The organism is Streptomyces sp. NPDC048590 (assembly GCF_043199535.1).
Lineage (GTDB): Bacteria > Actinomycetota > Actinomycetes > Streptomycetales > Streptomycetaceae > Streptomyces.
The window spans coordinates 65,293-90,038 of record NZ_JBICWC010000015.1 but is presented as its reverse complement, the minus strand read 5'-3'; the positions used below and the strand labels follow the sequence as shown (position 1 = coordinate 90,038).

Sequence of the window (24,746 nt, the reverse complement as noted above, 5' to 3'; positions counted from 1 at the left end):
GTAGACGCTACCCCACCACCGATGGTGTCCCGGCGGAGGAAGCAGGCCCCGCGAGCTGCTCGTCCATCTCAGATACCTGCGCCGCACCGGTGTCCGTGGGCGCTCCAAGGGCGGCACAGGGCGATGAATTCCTTCTGGCGCTCGGCCAGGAGGTCGAGGGGGCGTTGGAGGTGGCAGTCGAGGAAGTGGACACCGTGCTGGAAGGGTTCGAAGCCGATCCTGGACCGCCCGCGTGCAAGCTTGGCCGCAGCTTCGCGGTGCTGTTCCTGGGCCATCTCACGGCCGTCGGCCGATCCCGGCTCGCACAGCACGGCGGTGCAGTCCGGGGAGAGGCGCCGGATGGCCACGCCCGCCAGGACGGGGCCCAAGCCGAAGCCGCGCCATACGGGCTCAAGGATGACCCGGCGGTCCATGACGAGCAGGTCGCCGACCGGGTGGGCGAGCAATTCCTCGAAGTCACGGGCAAATTCGCCGAGGACGACGTCCAGCACACACTCACCGATGCGCGAGACGTCCCCGGTGTAGGAGTCCATGGCGTTGAAGGGGTTGTCGGGGCCGAACATGCGCACCCGTAGAAACGACATGCGGCCGACCGGCACGTCGTCGATCGCGTCCAGAGTCTCCTGGTCGGCATCGCCACGGGCTGCCATGCCTTCGCCCAGGACGTCCACGTCGATCCGCGCGGTCACCGTCCAGCGTTCCAGCGTGTCATCGAACCCGTACGCCTGAGACGGGTGTTCGTGCTGGTAAGCGAGGCTGATCGGAGAGGGATCAGCGGGCAGAGGGGGCCGATCAACAGCGAGGGCGGTCGTCACCAGCCCACCGTAGTCACCTCCCCTGCCTCCGCGAGGCCCGATGCCCCGGAGAGGTGCGGACGGTGGCCGATGGGGTGTACCGAGGCTGCTTCGCCTTCGCCTTCGAGCGCACCCGCGACGTCCTCACTGCCCCGGGCCGTCGACTGGTGGTGCTGCGCTCGGCGGAGCCGATGCTCGTTCTGGGCGACAGCGGCGTGGCCTTGCGTCGCAAGGACGGAACCTTCGGCTTCACTCCCCCGCTGCTGCCCGAGGCGGTCGAGGTGTTCGCTCCGCTGTCACCGACGTGCCTGCTCATCTCCACACTCCGCGCGCACTACCGGCCGCAGGAGGGTCTCACGCGCAGGATTGCTGCCAAGGCCAACGCCGGTGCAGCACCCTGGTGTCAGGACGCCGTCTACCGGCTCCCGTCCATGCCCTGGCCCGCCCGGTTACAGCTTCCCGCCACACCGCTGGTGGTCTGGCCGCCGCTGCTGACAGCGGCACCAACCCAGCTGTGTCAGCCTCAAAACCGCCCACCCGCGGCAGTTCGCCGACAGCGTCCTGCGGATCATCTCGAACGATCAGCGGGAGCCGGCCAACTTTACCCTCGGGCTGCACCACGTTCCCACCGGCGGATCCTGACGAACTCTAGGGACGTATCCGGTTCCGCCACCACCGTCGGCGGCGCCCAGCCGGAGCCAGAGCCGGGTCCGGACCTGACTCGAGGGCCGGCGCGGTGGCGGGCGGAGGGGCTGTCCGTTCCGGCTGAAGCCCTACCCGGCCCGGATGCACGCAGACCGGAATCCTGCCGTCGGCGGTGTAGCGGACTCCGTCGGCAGCGTCGAAGGGCCAGCTCCTGCTGGGCCGGTCGGCGACCAGGAACCCCTCGCGCGGGAGCCGCAGGGCCGGGCAGTACCAACAGCAGGGGTAGTCCGACTCCGGGTCGATGAAGGGTGGCCGCGCCGCGTGCTCCATACCTCCTGGACGGTAGCGCACCGGGCGCGGCCCACCTGCAGCGGCTTTATCCCACCCCCGCCAGGGCGTGCAGCGTTCATATCCGGGCTGGAGCTCGGTCGGAGCGCGGAGGCCGGTCCCCTCTGCGACGGCCGCAGACCTGGTGAGGCCGGTCTGCGGGCCTGCCCGGTCCGTCCTGGGGTCTCTTCAGCGTCGGGGCTGTACCGGGGCACCAGGCGTAGCAGCAGGTCCAGGGTGCGGTCGGCGGCTGCCCGGCGGTGGGCGGTGCGGGCGAAGGTGGCGGTGAGCGCGATCGTCGTGGTGGTGGCGTCGAGCCGGTCTGGCGCGCGGTTCTGCCGTGGTGAGGGCTGTACCGGTCGTTGCCGCAGGAACTCGTCGGCTGCTCAAAGCCGACGCGTGGTCATACCCTTCAGTACCGTTGACGACCCATTCGCTGAGTGGCCGCGTCCATGCCTCTCCGGTGGAGACGCCTGGGGGCAGTCCCCGCCCGCAGCTGGCCACCCGGCTGGAGGCAGAGGTCCGCACGCGGTGACAGCCGCAGGTCAGAGCCCGGGCCCGGCAGAAAGCGGCCAGCACCGACGGCATCATGATCGACGTCCAGGCCCGCTTCGGCTACACCGCCGCCGCAGGCTCCACCGACCAGTCCCGCATCCGCCACCTCACCCTCGCCCTCCCACCCCACCACGCCGCCCGCCTCCTCGACGTCCAGGCCGCCGGCCTCGACGAGGACCAGCTGCTCCAGCTCACCGCCGAAGCACTCGGCGAAACCTACTTCCGTGACAACGGACGCCGCGCACACGGCCTCGAAGTCGAACTCACCGACCTCCTCGACCTCCAGTTCCGGTTGTAGGCAGGGGTGGTGTCACGACGCGTCCGCGCGCCGGGTTAACGACAGCACGGCCGCCGGTTCCGGTACCCCGGACGCCCCCGGCCGCGTTTCCTGACCGTGCTTTCCCTGTCCCCGGTAACGGCAGCGTCGCATGCCGTGTCCGTGGGCGAACTCGTTGACCGTGCCCTCCACCGGATGGGAACTGCGGAGGCGCCGCGGAGGCGAAGCCCGGCCGTCAAAGCCGCCCGGCCGTGATCGCGAAGGTCAGCAGTGCCAGGGACAGGGTGGCACTGCCAGCGAAGGCTAAGGCACCGCGCAACAGTGCAGCTGCATAGGTTGCTCCGTCGATCCGAGCAAGCAGGCCGGCCGCTGCTCCTACGAGTGTGCAGAAGAGTGTGAGGACCGCCAAGAGTAGGGCAAAGAGCATCAGGTGTGTGGGTGAGGCCATGTCTTCTTCCCGAGTGATCGGACGGTGGTGACCTCGGTGAATTTCGCAGTTCCGGTGTTCAGCGGGGTTCGGGCCGAACAAAGTTGAATGAAAACGGGCGCCCGAGGGACGGAGTGGGCAGGACATGGGGAACGTGCACGAAGATCCGTTGTTAGAGCTCGGGTTGAGGCTGCGCACGCTCAGGGCGCAGCGTGGTCTGCAGGTAAAGGGGCTGGTGGCGCAGACCAGGTTGGGGCGGACAACAGTCAGCCAGGCACTGGGTGGCAAGGTGGTGCCGTCCGAGGCCACGCTGGTGACCCTCGCCCAGGCGCTGAACACGGAGGCGAGGCCGTTACTGGAGCTGCGCCAGGACGCTGTGCAGGGTCGAGGGCAAGATCGCCAGCTCCGTCGCCGACAGCCGAGCACAGGACGGCACGCAGCTGGCCACCAGGCTCGGGGCGACGCTCGTGAGCGGCCAGGGCAGTTGGTGCGTGATCTCCGTGATCCATTCGATCTGGAGGTCCAGCGGGCGATCGATGTCTCCGCCGATGACGGCTCCGAACCTCTGCCGGTGTACGTGAAACGCGAACACGATGCGCTGCTGCGTGAAACGGTTCTCGGCGCCTTGGAGGGGCGCAGCGCGTTGGTGACCTTGGTTGGTGGTTCTTCCACCGGGAAGACCCGAGCCTGCTGGGAGGCGGTCCAACTTCTGCCGGACGAGTGGCGCTTGTGGCATCCGATCGCACCAAGCCACACCGATGCGGTGCTCGCGGGCCTGGCAGAGGTCGGGTCGCACACCGTGCTCTGGCTCAACGAGCTCCAGCACTATCTGCTGACCAGCGACCCGGCCGTCGGCGAGCGTGTCGCTGCCGGCTTGCGTGAACTGCTGCGCACACATGAGCGCGGTCCCGTCCTCGCACTCGCGACCGCCCACCCAGAGGACTGGGCCCGCCTCACCGCCACTTCTGCGCCCCGCGATGATTACCCCCAGGCCCGGGCCCTGCTCACCGGAGCCGGCATCCGCGCGCGGATCCCGGACCAATTCATCTGTGATCCTGTGGCCCTTGAGGAGGCGGCACAAGCCGACCCGCGTGTCGCCGAGGCCTCCGCGGTCGCCATTGACAGGCGGCTCACCCAGTACCTCGCGGGCGTGCCGGCGCTCCTGGAGCGCGTCGAGCACGCCACCCCGACGGCCTGGTATCTCGTCATCGCCGCGGTGCAGTTGCGCCGCCTCGGCCACGGCCCAATGCTGCCCCTGCCCGGGCTGGAAGCAACTGCGGCCTCTCTCACGCCTGACCACATCTGGAATGAACACGCTCCCCCTGGGCGGTTCGAGAGCGCCCTGGAGTACCTTTCCGCCCCGTGCCGGGGCGTCCCCGGCCCCCTGAGCCCGGTCCAGCCCAGGCCCGGCACTCCCCCACCGGACCAGCCGCTCTACCAGCTATCCGGATATCTCTTCGAAATCGGCCGCTACGAACTCCGCCACGACTGCCCGCCCGCGGAGTTCTGGGCAGCCGCCCTGCAGCATGCCTACACTGACGAGGACCGCCAGGCCCTCGCCACATCCGCGTACGAGCGAGGGCGGGTACGCCTGTCCGCTTCCGTCTCAGACGGCAGGGACCCGTTCGGTCTGTATGACCGCGGCTCCTCCTATGTGTTGGGGCAGGAAGCTGACAGGGCACGCGCGGAGAACGCTCTGGCCACGATCAGTGAGCAGCGAGCATCGGGGCAACTCCAGCGCAATCCCGTCCTCGCCTACTTCTACCAGCGCCAGGAAGCACACCACCTTGACCAGCTTGGGGAGCACGAGGGGGCCGCGGCCATCTGGCGTGAGCTGGCAGATCAGGGCCACCCGGATGCCTTCGTACACGTCGGGCGCCATCACCTGGAGTTCGGTCGGCGGACGGAGGCCGAGCGGTGGTTCCGGCAGGGTGCCGAGACCGGTGACGACGACGCCATGCAGAACCTCGTGTTCCTGCTCGCTGAGGACGGGCTGTTCGACGAGGCCGCCGAGTGGACCGAACGGATCGCACGGCCCGCGAAGAGCGGAGACATCTACGCCTACTCCCGGCTGGCCTACCGCTATAAGCGGGCAGGCATTCTGACGCAGGCCAAGATCTACTTCCGCAAGGCGATCGACGCCGGGCTCGTGGACTGCTACCAGGAGCTGATCGAGTTGTATCTCGAGGAAGGGAACATCGGGGAGGCCCGCCGCCTATATGCGGAGGCGATCGAGGCGGGCGAGACCAGTGCTCCCATGATGCGGGCCGAGGAGCAGGGGGAGCACGCCAAGGCGGACGAACTCGCTTTCACCGCCCGGGACCGCGGCCGTTCTGTGGGGCCACTTCAGCTCCTGCTGTGGCATCGGCTACAACGGCCAGACACGGTCGGCCTCGGAACGGCTCTCGCGCGCACAGTGATCGACGCCGGCGATGCCTTCGTCGTCCAGGGAGTGGCCAGCGAACTCTCGGCAGCCGGACACCACCGTGCTGTCGAAGCCCTGCAAAGCATCTTCGACGAAGTCGACGAAAGCGTTGACCAGTAAGGACGCACCCCCGCAGGCTCCGCTTCAACCGGTTGACCGGCGGGTCTGGAGTGGTCGGCGTGACCAGTGGCATCGCAGCCGTGCGGTGCCGCCGACGGTACGGCGTGCCGGGCTGCAGGAAATGTGGTGACCTCTCGGTCGAGCGCTCGACGTGGACCCGGAAGAGCTCTCGGTCCGCTTCAAGGAGACCGTCGGCGCCTTCGGCTCCACGTCCTTCGCGGACGATGAATCGCAGTGGAACCTCTCGTTGAAGAGCTGGAACACGGCATCTGGTAACACCGACGCCTCGGAAGAGGCTATGCGGGAGGTGGTGTTCCATCAGGGTGGTCGTTGATCCATGACAGGCCGCCCAGGTCGAGCTGTTGGCGGGCGCGGGTGACGGCGACGTAGGCAAGGCGCGCTTCTGTCTCGTCAACAGGACCGGGGACAGGCCGTCCGTGGTCGTCCTTCCCTTCGGTGCCGCGGGGTGGGGTGAAGTCGTCGGCAATTTTGACGCCTGCCCATTCCCGCCCTTTGGACTTGTGGGCAGTCGAGACGGTGACGTTGGCGGTGCTCTCAGGGTTGAGACGGTGAACAGCGTTGAGGACGGCGTCGGTTCCGTGCGTGTCGACGAGGTCGACGAGCGGCTGGAGATCTCGCCCCGCGGGATCGTTCGCGGCGTAGTCCTGCAGGTCTCCCCAGGTGGGGAAGAGAAGCAGTTCGGGGTGGAAGGTGCGTCGGCCGGCTCTGAGATCGTCGGCAGCGCGGGCGAGTGCTCGCAGAGATTCCCCTCCCCCGGTGAGGGCTACACGGTGTCCTGTGTCGAGGAGTTGCATGACTTCGCGCATGGCTCCGACGTTGGTGCGGCACAGGATGGCGTCAGGCTGGTCGACGGGGCCGAGGGTGGTGCGGATCGCTTCTGTGCCCGCGAGGCGAATGGGCGCGGCGGCGATGGAGAGCCAGCGGTTGGCCTCCGCGGCGAGGTCGGGGCCGAAGCGGAAGGACCGGGACAGGGTGAGCTCGGTGCCGCGGAAGGCGGTCATGATGTCGCGGGCGCCGCGCCACTGGTAGATGGCCTGGGCTGAGTCGCCGACCAGGACGAGCTGGGCGTGACTGCGCTGGGCGTTGAAGACCTGTTCGACGACGGGGTTGGTGTCCTGGGCTTCGTCGAGGAGGAGAAAGTCCGCGGGAATTCTCGGTTCGGTCAGTGCCCAGATCTTGAGGTAGTGGTCGTGGTCGAAGCGGACGGCACCCGCGTCGGGGTTTTGCAGGTCGGCCCATGCTTTGTGGGCGAAGGGCATGACCAGTGCGGTGAGTTCGCGGTGGTGGCTGGCGTCCTCGAGGTTGCGCAGTCGGGGGACGTGGTGGTCGGTGAGGGCGGGGTCCGCGGAGTGGCAGAAGCGGGTGATGGTGCGCAGGGTCGCGTAGGAGAGGGTGCGGGGTGAGAGGTCGCGGTCGCCGATGCGGAGGGTCTTGGTGATGCCGAGGTAATGGCCGGTTTTCCAGCTGGGTTGGCGAGGGCTGTTGAGGCGGGCGCGGTAGCGGTGGCCGACGGCGGCGTAGGCGAGGGCGTGTGCTGTTTTGCAGGTGACGGTGGCCGGGAAGCGGGTGGCTGCGTCGGTGGCGATGGCCCGGTTGTAGGCGAGGTAGCGGCCGCGGCGTTTGGTGCTGTGGGCGAGCAGGGCCAGGGTGCTGGTTTTGCCGGTGCCGGCACCGGCCTGCAGGGCCAAGTGCTGGCCATCAGTGAACGCGTCTGCGGCGGCGGTCTGTTCATCAGTTGGGTTCACGAGGTCAATTCCTTGGGGCGGGGGTGACGGCGGCAGAGGGAAGAGGGTGCTCGGCGTCGGCGTTCACGCCGGGATGGGGCTGCCGGGGTACGGGAGGTGGGTGTGGACGGTGTGTCGCACTGGGTCGAAGACCTGCCATCCGGTGTTCGTCAGATCCGGTCGGGCAACGGCGTGTTCGGGGCAGCGCTGAGCGCGCCAGCGTCGCTGATCGCCGGGGGTCGCCCGGGTGAGGTCGTAGACGGCCATGAGACGGGCGGGCCGGGCCGCGGCGCCACGCGGGTGGTGCAGGGGGCAGCAGCCTCCAGGTGCCCGTGGGGGTGTGCGGGTCTTGTACGGGGCGAAGGCAGCGAATGGCCATCCGGCCCGGCGGCGGAGACGCACTGGATGCGTTCGAAGGAGTCGTCGGCGAGGTAGCGGCCCAGTAGCTGCACCACCGGGTGGGAGACGGCCGACAGAGGGCCTGTGCGCGGGGCGCGGCGGAGTGGGGGGTGGGGTGAGGGATGCGGCATCGGTGAGGCGACGGCTGCGCAGGGCGATTTGGCGGCGCAGGTTGTGCACGGGGCGCGGAGTGTCGGACAGAGGCGTGCGGGCAGGGCACTGGGCTGTGTGCGGGATGCGGCACCAGGCCTGTTCGCCGAACGTGAGGGTGGGCGATTCCGCTGCTCAGATGCCAGCGCCAGGAGTCGGGGACGTGGGTGGTGGGCAGTTCAGCCGGGTGCAGCGCGATGGGCTGCTGGTCGGTGCGCGGCTGCCAAACGACCGGATAGGCGCACTGGCGGCAGCGGCCAGCCCTGGGCAGGCCGTCGGGTACGTGCAGGGTCATGCCCGGGCTTGGGTGCTGGCGGGTGTTCCGCCGGTGTGTGCAGGGCTGAGGGCGCATGGCCGAGACAGTGCCAGGGAGCGGCAACTAGGGTTCACGGGCTATCGGTAGGCGTCCCGCGTTCGGAGCAATGCGAAGGAACTCACGAGCCTGTGGGGAACTGGGGTTCGTCTTGGTCTCGCCTTTTCGGGTGATGTCGGCCCAGCTGCTTTGGCGTCCGGGCGGGCGGCTCAGGCGGGCAGGGTGCCGGGCGGGGTGTGGCCGGAGCACATCGCGCCGAGCAGCCGGTCCAGGGAGACGTCGAAGGCGTGGGCGAGGGTGTGCCAGGTGGTGAGGGTGCCGATGGTGTGGCCCTGTTCCAGGTCGATGACGGTGCGGCGGGACAGGCCGGTGCGCCCGGCAAGCTCGTCGTAGGTCCATCCGCGCTCGGCCCGCAGGCGCGCGAGTTCTAGGCGCAGCGCCGCAAGGTCGGGGTCGGGCGGGAAGATCGTCACCCCACCATCCGATGGTGCAGAGGTCTGCCCTGTCAGTGCAGACCTCTGCACTATTTGCTAGTGAGGGGGTGACATTCGCCGATGCGGGACGGTCCCGCGGCGCAGCACGGAACGGAGACCACGGGCCTGATGAGGCTCTTGACCCATGACACGGCACGGCGCGTGTGGACGGTGGAGGTACGCCCCTACCGGCCCGGCCCTGCGTTGAGGTGTTCTCAGTGCGCCTTGGCCCGTGAGGCGTTGCCCCCAGGAGCCGCCGCACGCTCGGCCGCGCTCTTGCACCTGGCACGGCACGCCCAGCGTGACACCCTGCCGACGCATCTGCGGACCTGCCAGTGCCGGGAGCGGGGCTGCTGCTGGCATCGGCGCCACCGTGGCTGCCACGGCCCGGTCCGGCTCGCCCTCACCGGCGAGCACGGCGGCCGCCGGTGGCGTCTGGCAGACGTCTGCACCGCCTGCGCCGCCGCCACCTCACACACGGCTCTCGTCCCCGAGGGCACGCCCGGATCCCTCGCGCCAATGCCGGCGCGCCGGAGGGATCCACGGCCAGGTCGCGACACTGCCGCGGAACACGCCGACGCACAGGCACGCGTGCGCCAGACGCTCACCTATCTCGCCTCGGCCCTTCCCCGATCCTGCTCCCCCGGCGCTCGGCTGGTGGCCCTCCAGTGCGCTCTGCGCGCGGACCTGAACGGCGAGGTTCGCCTGCCGCTCGGGCTACTGCGCGGCATGCGGCTGCACCAGCGCGCAGATCTGTGGGACGAGCTGGAGTACGCAGGCTGGCTTCGCCGCAGCGCACGCAGCCGGGTTCAGGTACGGGCCCACCTGCTCGACGCGGCCATACAGGGCCAGCCTCGGCGCCCGCAGCGCGCCCGATCCGCCCACTGGGCACTACAGCCGCTTCCCCGGGCCACTCACCGTTCGCTGCCCGGCGCCAGCCGGCTCGCCGCTCTCGCACTGGCCTCGCACACCCACTCCGACGGCACCGGAGCAGCGGACATGGAGCTCCTCACCCACTTGTGCGGGCAGACACCCCTGCAGCTCAGCGACCTATTCGATCGACTAACCAGCTCGAGGTTGTTGTCCTCATGGCACCGTAGAGGCTTGGAGGACGAGGTCCTGTGGGAGTTGCCTCACCTGACTCGAATCACCGGGCACCCGACGACTGGGCACCCCAGGACCGCGCACTCAACGCAAGGCAGAAGGAACACTCTCGTTGCGCATGAGGGTTCGCTCCAGATGAACTGGCACTAGCCACCCCCGACGGCGAAAGGAGCTGACCGCCACCCACGAGCACCCCTTCTGGTTAACCCGGGCAGGACCGATGGATCGCCGCCGGCAAACTCACCATTGACGCCACGCTTCTGACCGACGACCTCACCACCGCTCCGTCGAGGCGAGTCGACCCTTCTCGTAGCACGCCGGCACCCACAACCTCGCCTGCGCCTTTCTCTGGCTGCTTCTCACCTGCCGAGCAGCATGCGGCCAAGTACTCTTCAATAGAGGGGTGTTGTCTGCTCGGGGGACGTGCAGCGCTGAGGGGGTTGGGATGGATCTGGAGGCTTTGGCAGCACTCGCTACGGCGGGTGGTGCGGCTCTGGTGGCGGCGGCCGGGACCGATTTGTGGGAGGCCGTTCGTTCTCGGATCGCCCGGTTGACCAGCCGGGGTGACGGCGACGTCGAGCGGGTAACGCTGCAGCGGCTGGATCGCACGGCCGCCGAGCTGGAGTCCAACGACACCGACTCGGATGGAGTGGTGCGTTCCCGCGGCCGCCTGGAGAACGAGTGGACGGTGCGCCTGTCCGATGCCCTGGACGCCGCCGATGGTCCGCAGCGCAATGAGCTGGCCGACTACCTGCGAGAGCTGGCTGCTGCCGTCGCACAGCTTGGGCCCGCTGCGGCGGGTGGCACGGCGACAGCCGGTGACGGCGGTTTTGCAGCCGCTGGGGATGTGACCATCCGTGCCGAGCACGGGGGCTACGCCGCCGGCGTTCAGAACTTCGGGGGCGCGCCCGCAAACCCTACCCGGCCCGGTCAGTCCGGGCCCTGATTCAAGACGCCTCCACAGCGGATGTTCATCCAAGCATCACCACCATCGCGGCGACAGCACCAGGAGCCTTTGCCTCCGGGACCACTCATATCCAGCACCTGCACCTGGGTGGCACCGCGCCCGCTCAGCCTCCAGCGAGCGTGTCCGCACCGCAGACAGTGGCGGTCGGCGACCTGGACCCCTTCCTTCTGGAGGTCCACCGCGCTATCTCCCCCTCGGCTTCCATGGCCCTTCCCGCTCTGCCTGTCTATGTGGAGCGCGCCCACGACCGGTATCTGAAAGAGGCCGTCTCACGCGCGACGGCGGGAACAAGTGTGCTGGTCACGCTGGTGGGCGGGTCCTCGACCGGGAAGACACGGGCCTGCTGGGAGGCTGTACGGCGGCTGCCCAAGGGGTGGCGGGTGTGGCACCCCTACGATCCCACCCGGGCACATGCCGCCGCTGAGGCAATCTCTGCCGTCGGGCCACGGACCGTGATCTGGCTCAACGAAGCCCAGCACTACTTCCTCTCACCTGAACCGGCCGTTGCTGAGCGCATCACGGCTGGGCTGCGGACGCTGCTGCGGGACCGGCGCCGCGGGCCGGTCCTGGTCATGGCGACGATGTGGCCCCAGTACTGGGCCTCACTGACTTTGCGGCCGGTGACGGGCGAAGACTCCTTCAGCCAGCAGCGGGAGCTGCTCGCCAACACGGGCGAACACACCGTCGTGCCCACCGCGTTCACAGGGGCGGAACTGGTGGCCGTACGGGCCCGTTCTGCCGAGGATCCAAGGCTTGCGGATGCTCTGGCCAGGGCTGTGGACGGCGAGGTGACCCAGTACCTGGCCGGGGTCCCCGAGCTCGTCACCCGCTACCGCACAGCGCCTGCGGGTGCGTTGGCGCTGATCCATGCCGCGATGGATTTCCGACGTCTTGGGCACGCCCCTGCGCTCTCTCACGAACTGCTGGCCGAGGCCGCCGAGGGCTACCTCGGCGCCAGTACGCGCTACGAGCTCGGGCCGGGATGGTTTCAGGACGCGCTCCAGTACTGTGCCGCACCCTGCAAAGGGGCCCCGGGCCCCCTGGCTGCGCTCCCCTCGCGCAGCCCTTCGGCGGGGCGGGCCTCACAGCTCTCCGACTACCTTGAACAACACGGCCGGCGCACTCGTGGTGGGTTCTGCCCGCCTGCATCGTTCTGGGAAGCCGCCGTTCGTCATCCGCCCGACCTGATGAGTGTGCAGGCTCTGGCCTGGTCTGCCCAGAAGCGCGCGCGCTACCGGCATGCCGCTGGCCTTCACCTGATCGCCGCCGAGGCCGGCAATGTGTCATCACTTAGCGCCCTTGCCGTGCTACGCCACCAGACCGGTGACGTCGAGGGCGCGCTGCGCCTGGCCCACGCAGCTGCCGCAGCGGGTAACCCGAGCGTCCTGACGCGCCTCGCACTCACACACGACGGCGACGCCGAGGCGGCTGAGCGCATAGCGCATGCGGCCGCCGAAGCTGGTGACACTCGCGCCCTCGCCCAGCTCGGTCAGCGGCGCGAAAGCGTCGGAGACCTTGAGAGCGCGCAACAGATCTACCGCGCCGCCGCCGAAAGGCGGGACAGCTACGCACTCGCTCGCCTGGCTGCACTGCGGGCGCAGGCAGGTGACGCAGAGGAAGCAGAGTCACTGGCCCTCACGGCAGCCGAGCAGGGGGCCTTGCAGCCTCTCATCGACCTCGCCCTGCAGTGCGGAATCGCTCATGACTTCACGCGGGCTGAACGCCTCGCACGTACCGCGGCCGAGTTGGGGGCCTTGCGGCCCCTGATCGACCTCGCCCTGCGGTGCGGGGATGCCCATGACTTCACACGGGCAGAACAGCTCGCCCTTACCGCTGAGAAGAAGGGCGAACACGGTCTGCTGGCTGTCATGGCTCAGCGGAGGCAGGATGCCGGTGACGCCGAAGGCGCGAAACACTTCGCCCGTGCCGCCGCCAGCGGCGGGGACACCTCAGTGGCCATGGGGCTTGCCGAGCAACGAGCCGTGATCCACGACAAGGCGGGCGCCGAGCGGTTCCACCAGATCGCCGCGGAAGCCGGCAACTTGAAAGCGTTCGTCCTGCTTGCCCATCAGCGAGCCCAGCGACGGCTCGCCGAAGGGGACACCGATGGTGCTGAGCAGCTCCTGCAGGCAGCAGCCGAAACCGGGGACGCCGCCGCGTTCCGTCGGCTGGCTGAGTTGAGGGACCACGTCGGCGATACGGAGGGTGCGGACAGATTCTTCATTGCCGCCGCCAAAGCCGGTGCAGCCCCCGACTTTGTGAACCGCGCAAACTATTTGGACAACTATGCGAGTAATCTCACCCTCGCATCACGTTTTGCACGCTTTGCCGCGGAGGCCGGACACCCTGAGGCGCGCAGCTTACTGATCAGCCTGCTGCGAGAAATGGGCAGGGATGAGGAAGCCGCCCGGTGGACAGCCACCCCGCAGGGGGAGGCGACCCCGAATGGCGAGCTCCCTGTTCCTGACAGCGAGGAGCCTGCTTCCGCTGCAGGTGAATCCAAGGGCAGGCATGCACCCAACGAGCTCGCCCGTCATCGGGAACCTGCAGATGAAGTTGCGATTGCGGAACAGAGCGAGGGCGCGGTCGAGGAAGGGCACACGGAAACACCCACCCGTCTGGGCTACCGCCTCCTCAACGCAGGGGACATCGCAGGGGCGGAGCGCCTCGCCCGTACAGCAGCCGACGCTGGAGAAGTAAGCCTGGCGCTCCACCTCGGTGACCAGCGCGAGTCTGCCCGGGACCGTGCCGGCGCCGAACGTCTGTACCGAGTCGCAGCTGACGCAGGATCTACCATCGCTCTGGGCAGGCTGGCGGCGATACGAGAACGCACAGGCTTCCCCTCGCAGGCGGAGGAGTTGGCACGTTCGGCCGCAGACGCCGGCAACGTCGCCGCGATCACCTCGCTCATCCAGGCCCGGGCAAGAGCTGGCGACTTCGAAGGTGCCGAGCGCTTCGCTCTGGAAGCCGGTGCCGCCGGCCACGGCGACGCGCTCGTGTTCCTGGTCCAGTACCGAGAACGCTCCGGCGACGCCGCAGGCGCCGAACGCCTCTGCCAGGCCGCCGTGGATGCCGGGCACATCGGCGCTCTGGACGAGCTCGCGCGATTACGACGGCAGGCCAGGCCTTCCGACCTCTCGGTGGACGAGATCCTGCGGTTCGGGCTCGAACCGGACGGCAGAGTCTCGCCCCCGTGGTGACATCACGTAGCGAGAGCGCCATTCGCCCGGGCCATCTTGGAAAGGTTAGTTGCCATCACTCGGGTTCGGCATAAGGAACTGGCTCCGGCTGGGGCAGCCACTGCCGGAAAGTTGGGCCGCATGGATGTGTGCGTAGCATCAGGGGATCACCTGACCCACTTTCGCAAAGGACGAGGGCCTCATGTCCGAAGTCGCTGCTGTCTCCACAGTCACCGCAAGTTACGCGCAGAAGATCACCGAAGATCTCGCGGCTACCAGGAACGAACAGGAGCGGGTACGTGCCGAACTGGCCCGGCTGGAGGGCGAGCTCCGCCAGCTCGAGGAGGGCGAGCAGGTTCTGGTGAAGATGCAGGTCGTACTCGGCGGTCCTGGTGAGGCGGCCTCTGGGAGCAGCAAGAGCAGGAAGAAGGCATCCGTGCCTGCGGCACGCCACGGGAAGGCTGCTGCACCACGGAAGAAAGCGTCGGGCGAGGCGAAGCCTTCGAAGAGGGACGGCTCCAAGACGTCTGCCGGGAATACCGCCCCGGTCAAGGGTGCGGGTGAGGAGACCTGGGCTTCGCTGGCCAGCAGCTACCTGGCCGGGCAGAGCGAGCCGAGGTCCGCAGCCGAGGTTGCCGCCGCGCTGGCCGAGGCCCATCCGCAACGCAAGGTACAGGCGACGGTCGTGCGTAACTCCCTTGAGCAAGGGGTTGCCCGCGGTCTCCTGGAACGCTCCAAGCAGGGTCGCTCCGTGTACTACACCTCTACAGCGTCCGCGCCTGCCTCCAAGGGGTCTGCTGCTGCACCCGCGTAGCAGGAGATCTAGGGCCTTTCGCTTGGATCATTGCGGCGAGGGCGGGATGATGTCGGCCATGGCTTCTGAAGAACCGTTCCCCAGTCTGGCGACCAACGCCGGTGACAGCCTCATCGCGTGCCCTTGCTGCTACCAGAAGACCTTGGAGGAACGGGCCAACTTCGAAATCTGTCCGGAGTGCGGATGGGAGGACGACGGCCAGGATGACGCGGATGCGCACATCGTGCGTGGTGGGCCCAACGGCAGGCTGAGTTTGAGACAGGCCCGGCTGGAGTACCTGGAGGATGCAGCCGAGGGGTGTAATGAGTCCATGACGCGCGGCGGCGAAGGGTTGTGGATCTCGGAGGCGCGACGTCAGATGCCGGACGTGGCTGAATAGATGGGCATCCGGTCAACGAGGTACCTCGTTGACAGGTCATGTCGTTGACCGATGCGCAGTGGGCACGGATCGAGCCGTTACTGCCTGACCGGACTCCGAAACGGGGTGGCAGATGGCGGGATCACCGGGAGGTGATCGACGCGATTGCCTTCAAGTTCCGGACCGGAATGCAGTGGGTCCACTTGCCTGAGAAGTACGGCAACTGGCGGGGCGTTTACACCAGGCTGCGGACGTGGGCCCGCGACGGGACGTGGGAGCGGGTGTTCGCCGCCCTGATGGCCCAGGCCGACGCGGACGACGACCTCAACTGGGCGGTTTCGATTGACTCCACCATCGTGCGCGCGCATCAGCACGCGGCTGGCGCCCGAAAAAGGGGGCACCGGCCGGCGAACCGGTCGACCATGCCATCGGTCGGTCCCGTGGCGGACTGACCACAAAGATCCACCTTGCCGCAGACGGCAACTGTCGGCCTCTGGCTTTCGTTCTCACCGCCGGACAAGCGGGTGACGCCCCCGCCTTCACGGATGTCATGACGCGCTTGCGTGTTCCTCGCCCCACGGGACGGCCTCGGACCAGGCCGTTCGTGGTCCTGGCCGATAAGGCGTACTCCTCACGCGCCATCCGCGAGCACCTACGCAGCCGCGGCATCAGGACGGTGATCCCCGTGCCGAATGACCAGAAACGCCACCGTCTGCGTCGCGGGAGCCGGGGTGGTAGGCCACCGGCCTTCGACAGGGAGATTTACAAGCAGCGCAATACCGTCGAGCGCTGCATCAACCGCTTGAAGCAGTGGCGAGGCATCGCCACTCGCTACGAGAAGACCGCGACCATCTATCTCGCCGCACTCCACGTCGCAGGCATCTTTCTGTGGTCCGTCCGCTGATCCAAACGAATGGCCCTAGCTCAGAGTGCCTGTGAGGCAGCCGCTGGGGGAGAGCGGGTCACCGTGTTGGGTCCGGCCGCTCGCCCGGGCGAATTTGGGGGGCCTCCTCGGATGCCGTCCGGGTTCGGAGATGGTGAGGTTGACCCGCATGTGCTGACAGGCTGCGTTTTCACGCTCCGCGACGTCAGCGATCAGGTAACGAGCCGGACGACCAGGGCGAGGATTGCGAGCGCGCCGAGCACGATGGCAGTGATCTGCCAGGTTCGCTTCTGTGAGGGAAGCACCAGGACGTATGGCCCCGTGGCCGTGGGAAAGACGAAGTAGACCCTGTGCGGGTGCTCTGTCACGGTGATGCGTGCAATCCGCATATATTTGGCTGCTGCGCGACGTGCGATTTCGTGCTGGTGCGGGAGAAGTAGTGTCTGGAGGGTTGGTCCGAATTCCTTGGTGAGCTCTTCATGCAGGGGGTCGTTGTCGGTCAGCTTCGTCGGTGCCCACGCTCCGCGTTCGCGTGCTTGTTGCCGAGCGAAGTAGAACACTCCGGATTCAGGCAGCTTGACCTCGCTGGTGCTGGGCGTTCTGGCGATAACTCCTTCTGTCCAGGTCACAGTCCTGCCGGTGCCTGCGCAGCGCTTGTGTGCCACAGTGCCGTCCTGGTCGCAGTCGGGGCAGATTCTGGATCCCGTTGCCTGGCAGGCTGTGCACTGGAGGCGGCCCCGGCCGTGGCATGTACTGCATGCGGCGTTCTGCGCACCACACTGCCTGCACTGGACGCGGTCCTCTGTGTCTTTCGCGGTTTGGCCGGTTGCTTTCCCGGTGGGGAAGCCGGTGCCTGCGCATCGTGAGCAGCTGTCGAGGCTACGGCATTCGTCACATGGGCGGTATTGCTCGCAAGGGATGTCGCCTGAGCCTTTGCAGCGTTGGCAGGTGACTTCCCCGTTGCCGCAGTCGCAGGTTCGGTCGTCGATCGAACCTCGGCGTACCAGTTTCTCGGTGCTTTGCTCGGATGGGTCTCGAGGTGGCGGGAAGTGGTGCCGACTGATGGTCGTGTCATACACCGTGCGGCCTGAGAGGTCGATAGGGCCAGCGTGGAATCGCTTCTTTTCTGTTCGGGATTCCACACACCGGACGATCTTTCCCTCCAGAACGGGATGCCACGTGATCTCAGCCGCGCCCGGAAGAGTCAGTGTCAGGCACTCTCCTCGCCCTTGGATCTCTTTCTGTACGGCCATGAGGACGTCGTTGTCGCTCAGCATCCGTCTCCCCCCAACGTTCGTGTACGGCCGCCTCGGACTCCTCGCCTTGCGTTTGTTCCGGCGGCCGGACAGGACAGTATCCAAACGCTGTTTGTAGTGCTGGCGGTTCGCAGGAGAGCTACCGGAATAGGTGTAGTTGCCTTGCAGGTCTGTGCGGAGCGCCAGGGCTCGCTCGGGCGACATGGCGGGTCTGGTGCCTTCCCGTTCAGCGGAATTGGCAGTGGGTCAGGCGCAGGGGCAGGATCCTGATGCTTGTGTCGGTTCACGGGGCTCGGTCCGGGGGGATCTCTCCCTCACTGGAGGGTGCTGTCCCGTGGGTCGATTCACGCAGCTCGGCCCGGCGTACTTTCCTGGCGCGCGCGGTGAGGTCTTTTTCGGGCCGCTCGTCGCCCTGGCAGGTGCGGTTGTCGCCTCTGGGGTGGGAGGAGCCGGGGTGACGAGAGTTCTTGGCACTTGGGTCGGGGCGGGCCGGGAGACCGCTGGAGCGGTCAGGGTGCGGGGAGGTGGCCTTGTTGGTCAGCAGGGTGTTGATGTGGCCGGCGAAGTCGCTTCCAGGCGTGGGAAGGTCGATATCGGGTGCGCGTAGGTAGCCGGCCACGACTGCGGTGGGGACGTAGGCCATGAGTTCGGTGACCTTGGCTGTACGGGCGCGTGCGGTGCCCTTGGCGAGATGGCGCAGCATGCGCAGGATCGTGGGGGTGGTTGGGGGGTCGTGGGGGTCTTCCTGAGCCGTGGGTCGGGGCAATGGTTGCTGGTACGCGGGGAGTTGTGGATCATCGGCCTGGTCGTGCCACCAGTCGGCGGCGGTTCTGTCTCCGAGGGCGAGGTGGTGGAGGTAGAGGCAGTAGGCGGCTGCGGGCTGGCCGGCGCCTGCGGCGTACTGCCACCAGAAGCGTGCGCCGTCATCCGTTCCGGTCAGTTGCAGGATGCAGGCGAGAACGAGTGCGCTTCGTGGTTCGGGGACCTGGTCGGTGATGAAGTCGGCGACGGCTGCGCCGGGGGTGTGGGTCACGAGGGCCTCGCACAGAGCGCGGAGATCTTCTGTGGCGGTGGCGGCGGTTGTGGGTGTGGCCGTGGGTTCGCGGTCGGGGCGCGGTGTTTCGTGGGAGGGGACGATGTCTCGGGGTGTGGTGCGGTCCCGTACGAGCAAGGCTCGGGAGAGCAGTTCCTCAATGCTGGTCATGGCGTGTTGATGTTTCCTTCGGTCTAGGTGGGTGGGCAGATCACGCTGTCGAGGTGCTGGACGGCGTAGCGTTCTTCGGAGCGCACGGTGGCCAGGGAGACGCCCAGGAGGTTGGAGACGCGTTCGGCGTCCATCGCGTACAGGTGGGTCAGGACGATGATGTCGAGCTGGTGGTCGGGCAGCCGGCTGATGGCCTTGAAGAGGTTGAGGCTTTCCTCGATCTGGCTGATGCGGTCGGCTTCGTTGGTGAGGTCGTGCAGGGCGACGGTGTCGAAGGCTGCGTGCGCCAGTTCGGGCCGTCCGTCCAGGTGCAGGGTGCGGGACATGACGCAGGCTCGCAGGACCTGCCAGGCGTAGTGGCGGGTGTCGTAGCTGGCGAGGGCATCGTTCCAGGAGAGCCAGAGGATGTCGAAGGTGTCGGAGACTGCCGTGTCGCGCTGGTAGTCGTCGAGGAAGGCCTGTGCGTACAGGCGGTAGTCGTCTTCGACGAGTTCCTGGAAGGCCTGGTGTTCCAGGGGTGGTCCGCCGGCTGTCAGGAAGGGCTTCCCTCCGGAGCGTTCGATCCATTCGCGCGTCTTGTGTGCGTCGAGAGCGGCTTGCTGCCAGAGGCGCAGGAGAGGCCATTGTGGAAGGTCGAGCTCTGTGGCGAGGCTGAGGACGATCTCCCAGCGGGGGTAGAGGCCGGTTCCTCGCAGCAGTTCGGAGATTTTCGACTTGGCGAGGTTGACGCGGAGGCTGAGCTCGTTGAGTGTCAGCCCACTGGTCAGGTACTTCTCGCGGACCGGCATCAGCCAGGCGCGGTGGGTGCTGCCGACTCCGTGCACCACTGGGCCGAGCTTGCGCCCGGGGCGCCCAGGCGATGGAACGGGCGGGTCGGGGGGCGTGGTCACGGGGCGCTGTCCTCCTCGTCCGGGACGGCCGCGACACGGTGTCCCGAGGAGGGCTCGGTGGGTGACCGATGCGTCGTGACGATCAGCTGCGCCAGGACAGCGAGGGCGGGGGCGAGGGCGACGATCGCGTCCTCCCATCCGAGTGCCGCCATCACCACACTCCAGCCCATGACGATGACGGCCGTCGTGACGAGGACGGCCTGCTTTCGTTGCATAAGAACTCCTTCGTGTCGGCCTGTTGCCTGGTAGCCCATCCGGAAATGCCGTCGGAACCTCCCCGGGGAGCGGGTGCCGATCCGTTCCGCCGGGGAGGGCAACCAGAATGGCCTCACGGGGAGTTGTCACGCCACGTGATCATGGAATCACGGAACAATAGTCGCCATGGCTGTACCCCCGGCGTACGCCAGGAGCGGCCGCATCCAGGCCTGGCATCTCATGCCAGCCACGCATGCGGGTAGAAGTTCCCGGTTTTCCTTGCAATCCCGGCTCTTGCCCCCGTCAATGGAATCAGGACACCTCGCGTGTCGGCCTTCCCATCCGGAAGGGCCCGCTCCTGTGCCGAGAATTCTGGAGCGAGCAGGACCGCTCTCGCCTGGCCACTGCTGGAGGCCAGGCGAGAGCGGACCCAATGCCCCGCTGCACCAGCACGGCCCGAAGCACATGCCGGCTTCCGGCCCGCCCCGGGGCGCTCGGCATCGCCCTCAGGTTCGTGCCTTGGGAGGCTGGAGTCATCGTGCCACCCGCCACTGACAGCACCCCTTGGTGGCGCATGGGCCCGGCTTGGTGCGGGGCTTCGCGGGAGACAGATCGCGAACCTGCCGGCTGCTCACCGATGCCTTCTCTTCCGGATCTTGTCGCTGCTTTCCCCCGTCTCTCTGTTCCCACCCGCCTGGCGGCAGGATGGGCGGATGGCGACGAGTGAGACGGAACTACTGGCCCTCCTGCGTGAACTCGACGACCCCGAGCGGCTGGAGTGGCCGCTGAACTACAACCGTGCCGCGGTCAGCCTCGCGTTCGGCAAGCTGGTGCGCCGGCTGGAGACGGACTTCGGGGTCCAGTGCGATTTCGAGCAGGACACGCAGGACTCCAGCGAGTACGGGCGTGTCCGCGTGCCGGCCGAGGCAACAGTCTGCGGGACGCGGATCGTGGTCTGCGTGAGCAAGTTCGGCTCCCTTGCCGAGGTCTGCGCCGATAATCCAGGGGCCTACTTCGGCACGGACGACGCCCGAGAGGAAGGCGCGCTGGACCCCGCCGACCTCGCCACCGTGGAGCGGGCGCTGGCCGAGCTCGGCTACGTGAGCGTCCCCGAGGAACTACTGGAAGGCGACTACGAGGGCCCCACCGCCCTGGAGCGCTTCGAAGCGCGGCCCACTTGGTGGACGCGGTACTTCGGCTCTATGTGATCCCGCCTGCCCGAAGGGGCCTCCGCGGCAGGCTCCGAAAGAGACGGACTGGAGGCCACGCGGGGCGCCAGCCTGTTGCAGGGTCGCCGACAGGTGCCACTAGGAGCTCTGGTGAGGCAGCAGGTTGGGGCACAAGCAAGTGGGATCGGCTCAGCGAGGACGCCAGGTGCGGATTTCCAAGTGGGTGATGTGGGCGCCGGGGTGGATACGGCCAGTTTCCACGAGCCATTGGTGGATGGCTGCGGTGACGTCTCCGGCGCTCTGGTCGACTCGGCGGGCGATGTCCGCAGCATCGAACCCGCCGGTGGCAGCCGATCCGTAGGAGCGCTCTTCGGTGTGGTCGGTGCGCTGGATGACGTCGCGGCGGATACCGGGCGAGTCGGTGCGACTTCCGGAGGCGTGGACGTAGCCGCTCCTGGCGAGGCGCACAGTGAAGGCCAGGCGCAGGCCCTGACGGGCGGCTTCGGCGATCAGGGGGCGCAGGCGGGCGGATCCGGAGGCGATGGCCTGCGCTCCTGCGCGGCCGGTGCCGGTGCCGGTGGGGGTGATGAGGAGGGCTTTGGTGCGGACGCGGGCTTTGGTGCCGGCGGCGGTGGTGCGGCGGGTGATGTGCCCGGCGGCGATGGTTGCGAGTTCGGCGGTGCCGGTGATACCTGCGCTCTCGACAGCGGCGAGGACCTGGGTGAGGGCGGGGACGAAGGCTGCGCCTTTGTTCTTTGTGTAGAACTGGGAGACGAGGGAGGGGTCGCGGTTGATGATGCGGGCGATGTCGCGTTTGGTGTAGCCGGCTGCCTGGAGCTGGTCGGCGAGCTGGGCTGCGTCGTTGAGCTGTGGTGCGGGGGCGCGTCGGCGGCGGGGCGGCATCAGGACCCCTCGTTGTTGGAGGCGGTGGGCTGGATGGTGCGGCCCTTGTCGCGCAGGGTCAGGAGTTCGTCTTCGGTGGTGGGGGCGGTGAGGGGGCCGGTGAGGTGGGCCTTGTTCAGGTAGTCGCCGGGCTGGCCGTGGTAGGGCCATGCCTGGGGCTGGGTGAGGTAGACGGCGTCAGTGCGGAAGGCGACGACGCTGCCGGGCGGGGCATGGAGGGCTCCTGCGTAGGTGTTGTCGTCGCGGTGGCGCTGGGAGAGCAGTGCGGCTCGGGCGGAGGACCAGATGTGGGCGGCCCATTCGGGGTGGGCGTTGGGGTCGCGGGTGAAGCCGGTGGGGCGTTGCCAGGTGATGGTCTGGTCGTCGAAGCCGATAATCTCGGCATCGGTGGGGACGTCACGTTCTGCGGTGCGGGGGGTGGTGCCGGTGACGGTGCGGGGGCGCTGAGCGAAGGCTCCGATGCCGTAGAGGAGGATGGCGCGCACCGCCCGGGCTGCGAGGTGTGCGGCGGTGCGCTGGGCGGGGTCCCCGTTCAGGTCGGCCTGGGCACTGAGGGAGGACCAGGCTTCCTTGAGCTTCTTGGACCAGTCGTCCAAGGGCTTGCCGTCGTCGAAGAGAATGCCGTCGAGGATTTCGATCTTCCACGGGCTGCGCGGGTTGGACAGAGCGGTATGGATCTCGGGGCCGCCTGCCCAGGTGGTGAACGTGGCGCCGGGAGCGGCGGGGTAGTGCCAGGCCCGGTCGCCGGGGGCTGGCGCGGGGAGGATGCCGACGTGGTCCCAGTTCTGGGGGACGGTGACGCGGACGTGCCAGTGCCCGCAGGCGAACAGTGCCTTGGCCTGTTCCTTTTCCGACCAGGCGGCGAATCGGGCGGCAGTGATACGGCGGGGGGTGCCGATGCCAGATTTCCAGGTGTGCTTGGCGTAGGCGAAGGTCCGGTCGTACTCGACCAGGGCGGAGAGCTGTTCGGGGACACGAGGTGGGGTGATGAGTTCGGTGCGGCCCTGTCCGGCGGTCGCGTGGAAGAGGCCGCGCAGCTCTTCGGACAGGATGGGGTAGCCATCGGCGTACTGGCCCTTGGTGGGGATGGTGCGGGTCCACAGGTCCCGGCCGGTCTGGGACGGTGAGCCCATCAGGACGGCGTCGGGCCAATGGCGGCGCAGGGCTTTCCACAGCAGGACGAACGCGTCACGAATGACGGCGGGCTCGGTGCCCTCGGTGTCGAACCACTCCCCCGCCGAGCGGATCTCGACGTGCTGTTCGCCGTGTTCGCGCTGGTAGCGGCCGACGGGGTTGCGGGGGTGGACGAAGTGGCCGGCCATGCGGTCCTTGCCCCGGCCGGTGTCCGTGCGCCAACCGGGTGTGAGGGCGTTCAGCCAAGCTCCCACGGCATCTTTGAGGAAGGGGTGCTGGTCGGCCTGGCGGTGCCAGGGGGCGCCCGCGGTGATGTAGATCCGCTCGACACCGTCCGGCAGAACGTGGAAGACGGTGTTCAGGATTTCTGCGGCACTTGCGGTCGGCAGGTCGAGGCGGAACGTGTGGTCGCGGTGGACCAGCACACCGGTCCCTGTGTCGAGGAAGACGGTGCTGCGGGCCTGCTGGGTGAAGTTCGGGTGTGTGGAGGCCAGGTTCGCGGTGTGGGCGAACCAGCGGTCTCCGTCAGGGCCTTCCGGGATGCCGGGAAGGGTGCGCTGCGCTCCATGGGCCGCGAGAGGAGCAGCCGTGAGCGGGGCCGGCGCAGAAGACGACGCTGAGGGCGGCGCTGAAGGGGCTGCAGGCGGTTCGGGTTCCGCTGCCGGTTCAGGGGCGGGGCGGGTCATGGTCGGGGCGACCGTGCCTGCCTGGGACGGGGCCTGCTCCTGTGCGGGTTCGGGACCGCTGGGCGGTGCTGTCTGCCTGGCAGGCTCAGGGGTCGCGACGGCTGCGCCGTTCGGGGCTGCTGGTGCGGAGTTGGTGAGCTGGTCGGGGGCGAGGATCGGAGCGATCGCCACGATGTCGGCCAGGCTGAGTCCGGCTGCGGGCGCGATGCGCTCGGCCTTCGCCTTCTCGTATCCGGCCAGCGCGGTGATCTGCCGGGCGCGGTCCGTCTCGAGTTTGGCGAGGGTGGCTTGGGTCTTCTTGATGTCGTCGCGCAGGGCCCGCAGCTCGGCCAGCTGTGCGGTGTAGGTCTTTGCGTCCATCATGATCCCTTGTGCCTGCAGGTCAGTTGGCGGAACTGCTACGAGTGGTGACGTACGCGATCGCGCCGCTCGACTGCGAGGGCAAGCGGGTCCCCAGGAGGAGATCCGCGACGTCCCGGTCGGTCTGGCGCGGTGCGGTCAGATGTTTTATCGGGGTGGCCAGGTCGCTGACATATCCAGTGAGGACTGCATCGGGAAAGGCGTGCCGCCCGCCCTCGCCTTTCTCCCACCTGTCCAGGCCGGTCAGGACCGCCACCACGTAGCCCGATACCGTCACCGGCAGTACTCCCCCGGCCGCCACGCTCGCGGCATCACAGCGCCACCATCCTCTCAAGGCCTTGAGGAGGTCGTCGGGGCCAAGGTCTGCCGCGTAGCCTGCCCATTTCCGGCCGGTGTCGTGGACTTGTTGTGCCGCGTCGACACGCAGGACCCCGAGCAAGTCGGCGTCCAGGCAGTCCACGGGTGCATAAGCGCGTTTGTGCAGGGCCTGGACGACCCAGAGCGGCGTCATCACGCGAACACCACGCCGGGAAAGACCGGGCAGTACGCCTGCTCTGATGAGACGCCGGTATGTGGTGATCGCACAGCCCAGTTCCTCTGCGGCCTGTCCGGTGGTCAGCAGCATGGCCTGCCTCCTCGGATCCGGGCGTTGCCGCACTCGGACGCTATCGGCAGACCCACCACCCATGCAAGTCTGATCAGATATCTGATTCTAGTTGCTGCAGCCCTTGAACGGGCCGCAAGTTCCTTGGCCTGGCAGGTCGTACAGTCCGTCGCTGAGCAACCGGAGACGCCTGGAGGTACCCGTCCGGCCCGGCACTGTACAGCGCCGGCCGACTGCGGCTTCCGGGACGGCACCCCACCGCCTCCGGCCTCGGGGTGGCGGTCAGGAGCAGGCGGCCCCAGCGCACTGCGGCTGCGAGTACGCGCCTGCTGCATTTCGCCAATTCGCCATGGCTGGACCGTCGGCGTCACCGACCATCAAGTGTGCAGG

At 68.1% G+C, this 24,746-nt stretch carries 16 protein-coding genes and 3 pseudogenes; 8 read left to right on the top strand and 11 right to left on the bottom strand.

Features of this window, described 5'->3' with window-relative positions:
* Positions 1-68: 68 nt before the first annotated feature.
* Positions 69-815, bottom strand: a complete 747-nt coding sequence (locus ACGFNN_RS32710) for a hypothetical protein (protein WP_393561392.1) — start codon at positions 813-815, stop codon at positions 69-71.
* A 1,435-nt stretch (positions 816-2,250) separates the two neighbouring features.
* Between ACGFNN_RS32710 and tpg the strand changes: the two are divergent.
* Positions 2,251-2,619, top strand: a pseudogene (gene tpg, locus ACGFNN_RS32705) (telomere-protecting terminal protein Tpg); the annotation flags it as partial.
* Positions 2,620-3,170: 551 nt separating this feature from the next.
* Positions 3,171-5,570 carry a helix-turn-helix domain-containing protein gene (locus ACGFNN_RS32700; RefSeq protein ID WP_393561390.1) on the top strand — a complete coding sequence of 800 codons (2,400 nt, stop codon included), beginning with the start codon at positions 3,171-3,173 and terminating at the stop codon, positions 5,568-5,570.
* A gap of 296 nt (positions 5,571-5,866) precedes the next feature.
* On the opposite strand, the gene ACGFNN_RS32695 is transcribed toward ACGFNN_RS32700, so the two are convergent.
* The 3 genes and pseudogenes from ACGFNN_RS32695 to ACGFNN_RS32685 form a co-directional block, all read right to left on the bottom strand.
* The gene (locus ACGFNN_RS32695) at positions 5,867-7,336 is read right to left on the bottom strand and encodes a UvrD-helicase domain-containing protein (protein WP_393561388.1); all 1,470 of its coding nucleotides are present in this window, start codon (positions 7,334-7,336) and stop codon (positions 5,867-5,869) included.
* A gap of 63 nt (positions 7,337-7,399) precedes the next feature.
* Positions 7,400-8,159 (bottom strand): annotated as a pseudogene (locus ACGFNN_RS32690) (DUF6083 domain-containing protein).
* A gap of 227 nt (positions 8,160-8,386) precedes the next feature.
* On the bottom strand, positions 8,387-8,650 hold the full coding sequence (locus ACGFNN_RS32685) for a helix-turn-helix transcriptional regulator (RefSeq protein WP_393561386.1): 264 nt from the start codon (positions 8,648-8,650) through the stop codon (positions 8,387-8,389).
* A 1,549-nt stretch (positions 8,651-10,199) separates the two neighbouring features.
* Between ACGFNN_RS32685 and ACGFNN_RS32680 the strand changes: the two genes are divergently transcribed.
* From ACGFNN_RS32680 to ACGFNN_RS32660, 5 genes and pseudogenes are all read left to right on the top strand, one after another.
* The gene (locus tag ACGFNN_RS32680; RefSeq protein WP_393561384.1) at positions 10,200-10,700 is read left to right on the top strand and encodes a hypothetical protein; all 501 of its coding nucleotides are present in this window, start codon (positions 10,200-10,202) and stop codon (positions 10,698-10,700) included.
* A gap of 473 nt (positions 10,701-11,173) precedes the next feature.
* A complete protein-coding gene (locus tag ACGFNN_RS32675; protein WP_393561382.1) occupies positions 11,174-13,921 on the top strand; it encodes a hypothetical protein in 2,748 nt (915 codons plus the stop codon).
* Between the two features lie 181 nt (positions 13,922-14,102).
* Positions 14,103-14,714: a hypothetical protein gene (locus ACGFNN_RS32670; RefSeq protein ID WP_393561381.1), complete on the top strand. Its 612-nt coding sequence runs from the start codon at positions 14,103-14,105 to the stop codon at positions 14,712-14,714.
* A gap of 58 nt (positions 14,715-14,772) precedes the next feature.
* A complete protein-coding gene (locus ACGFNN_RS32665) occupies positions 14,773-15,093 on the top strand; it encodes a CPCC family cysteine-rich protein (RefSeq protein ID WP_393561379.1) in 321 nt (106 codons plus the stop codon).
* Between the two features lie 38 nt (positions 15,094-15,131).
* A pseudogene (locus ACGFNN_RS32660) lies at positions 15,132-15,976 on the top strand (IS5 family transposase).
* A gap of 191 nt (positions 15,977-16,167) precedes the next feature.
* Here the strand turns inward: ACGFNN_RS32660 and ACGFNN_RS32655 are convergent.
* The 4 genes from ACGFNN_RS32655 to ACGFNN_RS32640 form a co-directional block, all read right to left on the bottom strand.
* Entirely contained in the window at positions 16,168-16,620 is a 453-nt protein-coding gene (locus tag ACGFNN_RS32655; RefSeq protein ID WP_393561377.1) for a hypothetical protein, read from the bottom strand.
* A gap of 874 nt (positions 16,621-17,494) precedes the next feature.
* On the bottom strand, positions 17,495-18,415 hold the full coding sequence (locus tag ACGFNN_RS32650; protein ID WP_393561375.1) for a hypothetical protein: 921 nt from the start codon (positions 18,413-18,415) through the stop codon (positions 17,495-17,497).
* Between the two features lie 23 nt (positions 18,416-18,438).
* Complete coding sequence (locus ACGFNN_RS32645; protein WP_386152126.1) at positions 18,439-19,242, bottom strand: sigma-70 family RNA polymerase sigma factor; 804 nt, start codon at positions 19,240-19,242, stop codon at positions 18,439-18,441.
* 59 nt (positions 19,243-19,301) lie between these two features.
* Entirely contained in the window at positions 19,302-19,520 is a 219-nt protein-coding gene (locus ACGFNN_RS32640; RefSeq protein WP_386152124.1) for a hypothetical protein, read from the bottom strand.
* A gap of 693 nt (positions 19,521-20,213) precedes the next feature.
* Here ACGFNN_RS32640 and ACGFNN_RS32635 point away from each other — a divergent pair.
* Positions 20,214-20,708: a hypothetical protein gene (locus ACGFNN_RS32635; protein ID WP_393561372.1), complete on the top strand. Its 495-nt coding sequence runs from the start codon at positions 20,214-20,216 to the stop codon at positions 20,706-20,708.
* A 150-nt stretch (positions 20,709-20,858) separates the two neighbouring features.
* Here the strand turns inward: ACGFNN_RS32635 and ACGFNN_RS32630 are convergent, their stop codons facing one another.
* From ACGFNN_RS32630 to ACGFNN_RS32620, 3 genes are read right to left on the bottom strand one after another with little or no spacing between them, the layout of a single operon-like run.
* Positions 20,859-21,572 (bottom strand): helix-turn-helix domain containing protein, encoded by a 714-nt coding sequence (locus tag ACGFNN_RS32630; RefSeq protein WP_393561370.1) that lies wholly within the window; start codon positions 21,570-21,572, stop codon positions 20,859-20,861.
* The gene (locus ACGFNN_RS32625; RefSeq protein WP_393561368.1) at positions 21,572-23,752 is read right to left on the bottom strand and encodes a hypothetical protein; all 2,181 of its coding nucleotides are present in this window, start codon (positions 23,750-23,752) and stop codon (positions 21,572-21,574) included. The genes ACGFNN_RS32630 and ACGFNN_RS32625 overlap by 1 nt, the downstream gene beginning before the upstream one ends.
* A gap of 22 nt (positions 23,753-23,774) precedes the next feature.
* On the bottom strand, positions 23,775-24,377 hold the full coding sequence (locus tag ACGFNN_RS32620; protein WP_393561366.1) for a DNA-binding protein: 603 nt from the start codon (positions 24,375-24,377) through the stop codon (positions 23,775-23,777).
* Positions 24,378-24,746: the final 369 nt, after the last annotated feature.

Coding starts and splice junctions, on each gene's coding strand:
- ACGFNN_RS32640 (WP_386152124.1), bottom strand. CDS start 19,520: ATGCAACGAAAGCAGGCCGTCCTCGTCACGACGGCCGTCATCGTCATG.
- ACGFNN_RS32630 (WP_393561370.1), bottom strand. CDS start 21,572: ATGCCGCCCCGCCGCCGACGCGCCCCCGCACCACAGCTCAACGACGCA.
- ACGFNN_RS32635 (WP_393561372.1), top strand. CDS start 20,214: ATGGCGACGAGTGAGACGGAACTACTGGCCCTCCTGCGTGAACTCGAC.
- ACGFNN_RS32650 (WP_393561375.1), bottom strand. CDS start 18,415: ATGACCAGCATTGAGGAACTGCTCTCCCGAGCCTTGCTCGTACGGGAC.
- ACGFNN_RS32625 (WP_393561368.1), bottom strand. CDS start 23,752: ATGGACGCAAAGACCTACACCGCACAGCTGGCCGAGCTGCGGGCCCTG.
- ACGFNN_RS32620 (WP_393561366.1), bottom strand. CDS start 24,377: ATGCTGCTGACCACCGGACAGGCCGCAGAGGAACTGGGCTGTGCGATC.
- ACGFNN_RS32665 (WP_393561379.1), top strand. CDS start 14,773: ATGGCTTCTGAAGAACCGTTCCCCAGTCTGGCGACCAACGCCGGTGAC.
- ACGFNN_RS32680 (WP_393561384.1), top strand. CDS start 10,200: ATGGATCTGGAGGCTTTGGCAGCACTCGCTACGGCGGGTGGTGCGGCT.
- ACGFNN_RS32700 (WP_393561390.1), top strand. CDS start 3,171: ATGGGGAACGTGCACGAAGATCCGTTGTTAGAGCTCGGGTTGAGGCTG.
- ACGFNN_RS32670 (WP_393561381.1), top strand. CDS start 14,103: ATGTCCGAAGTCGCTGCTGTCTCCACAGTCACCGCAAGTTACGCGCAG.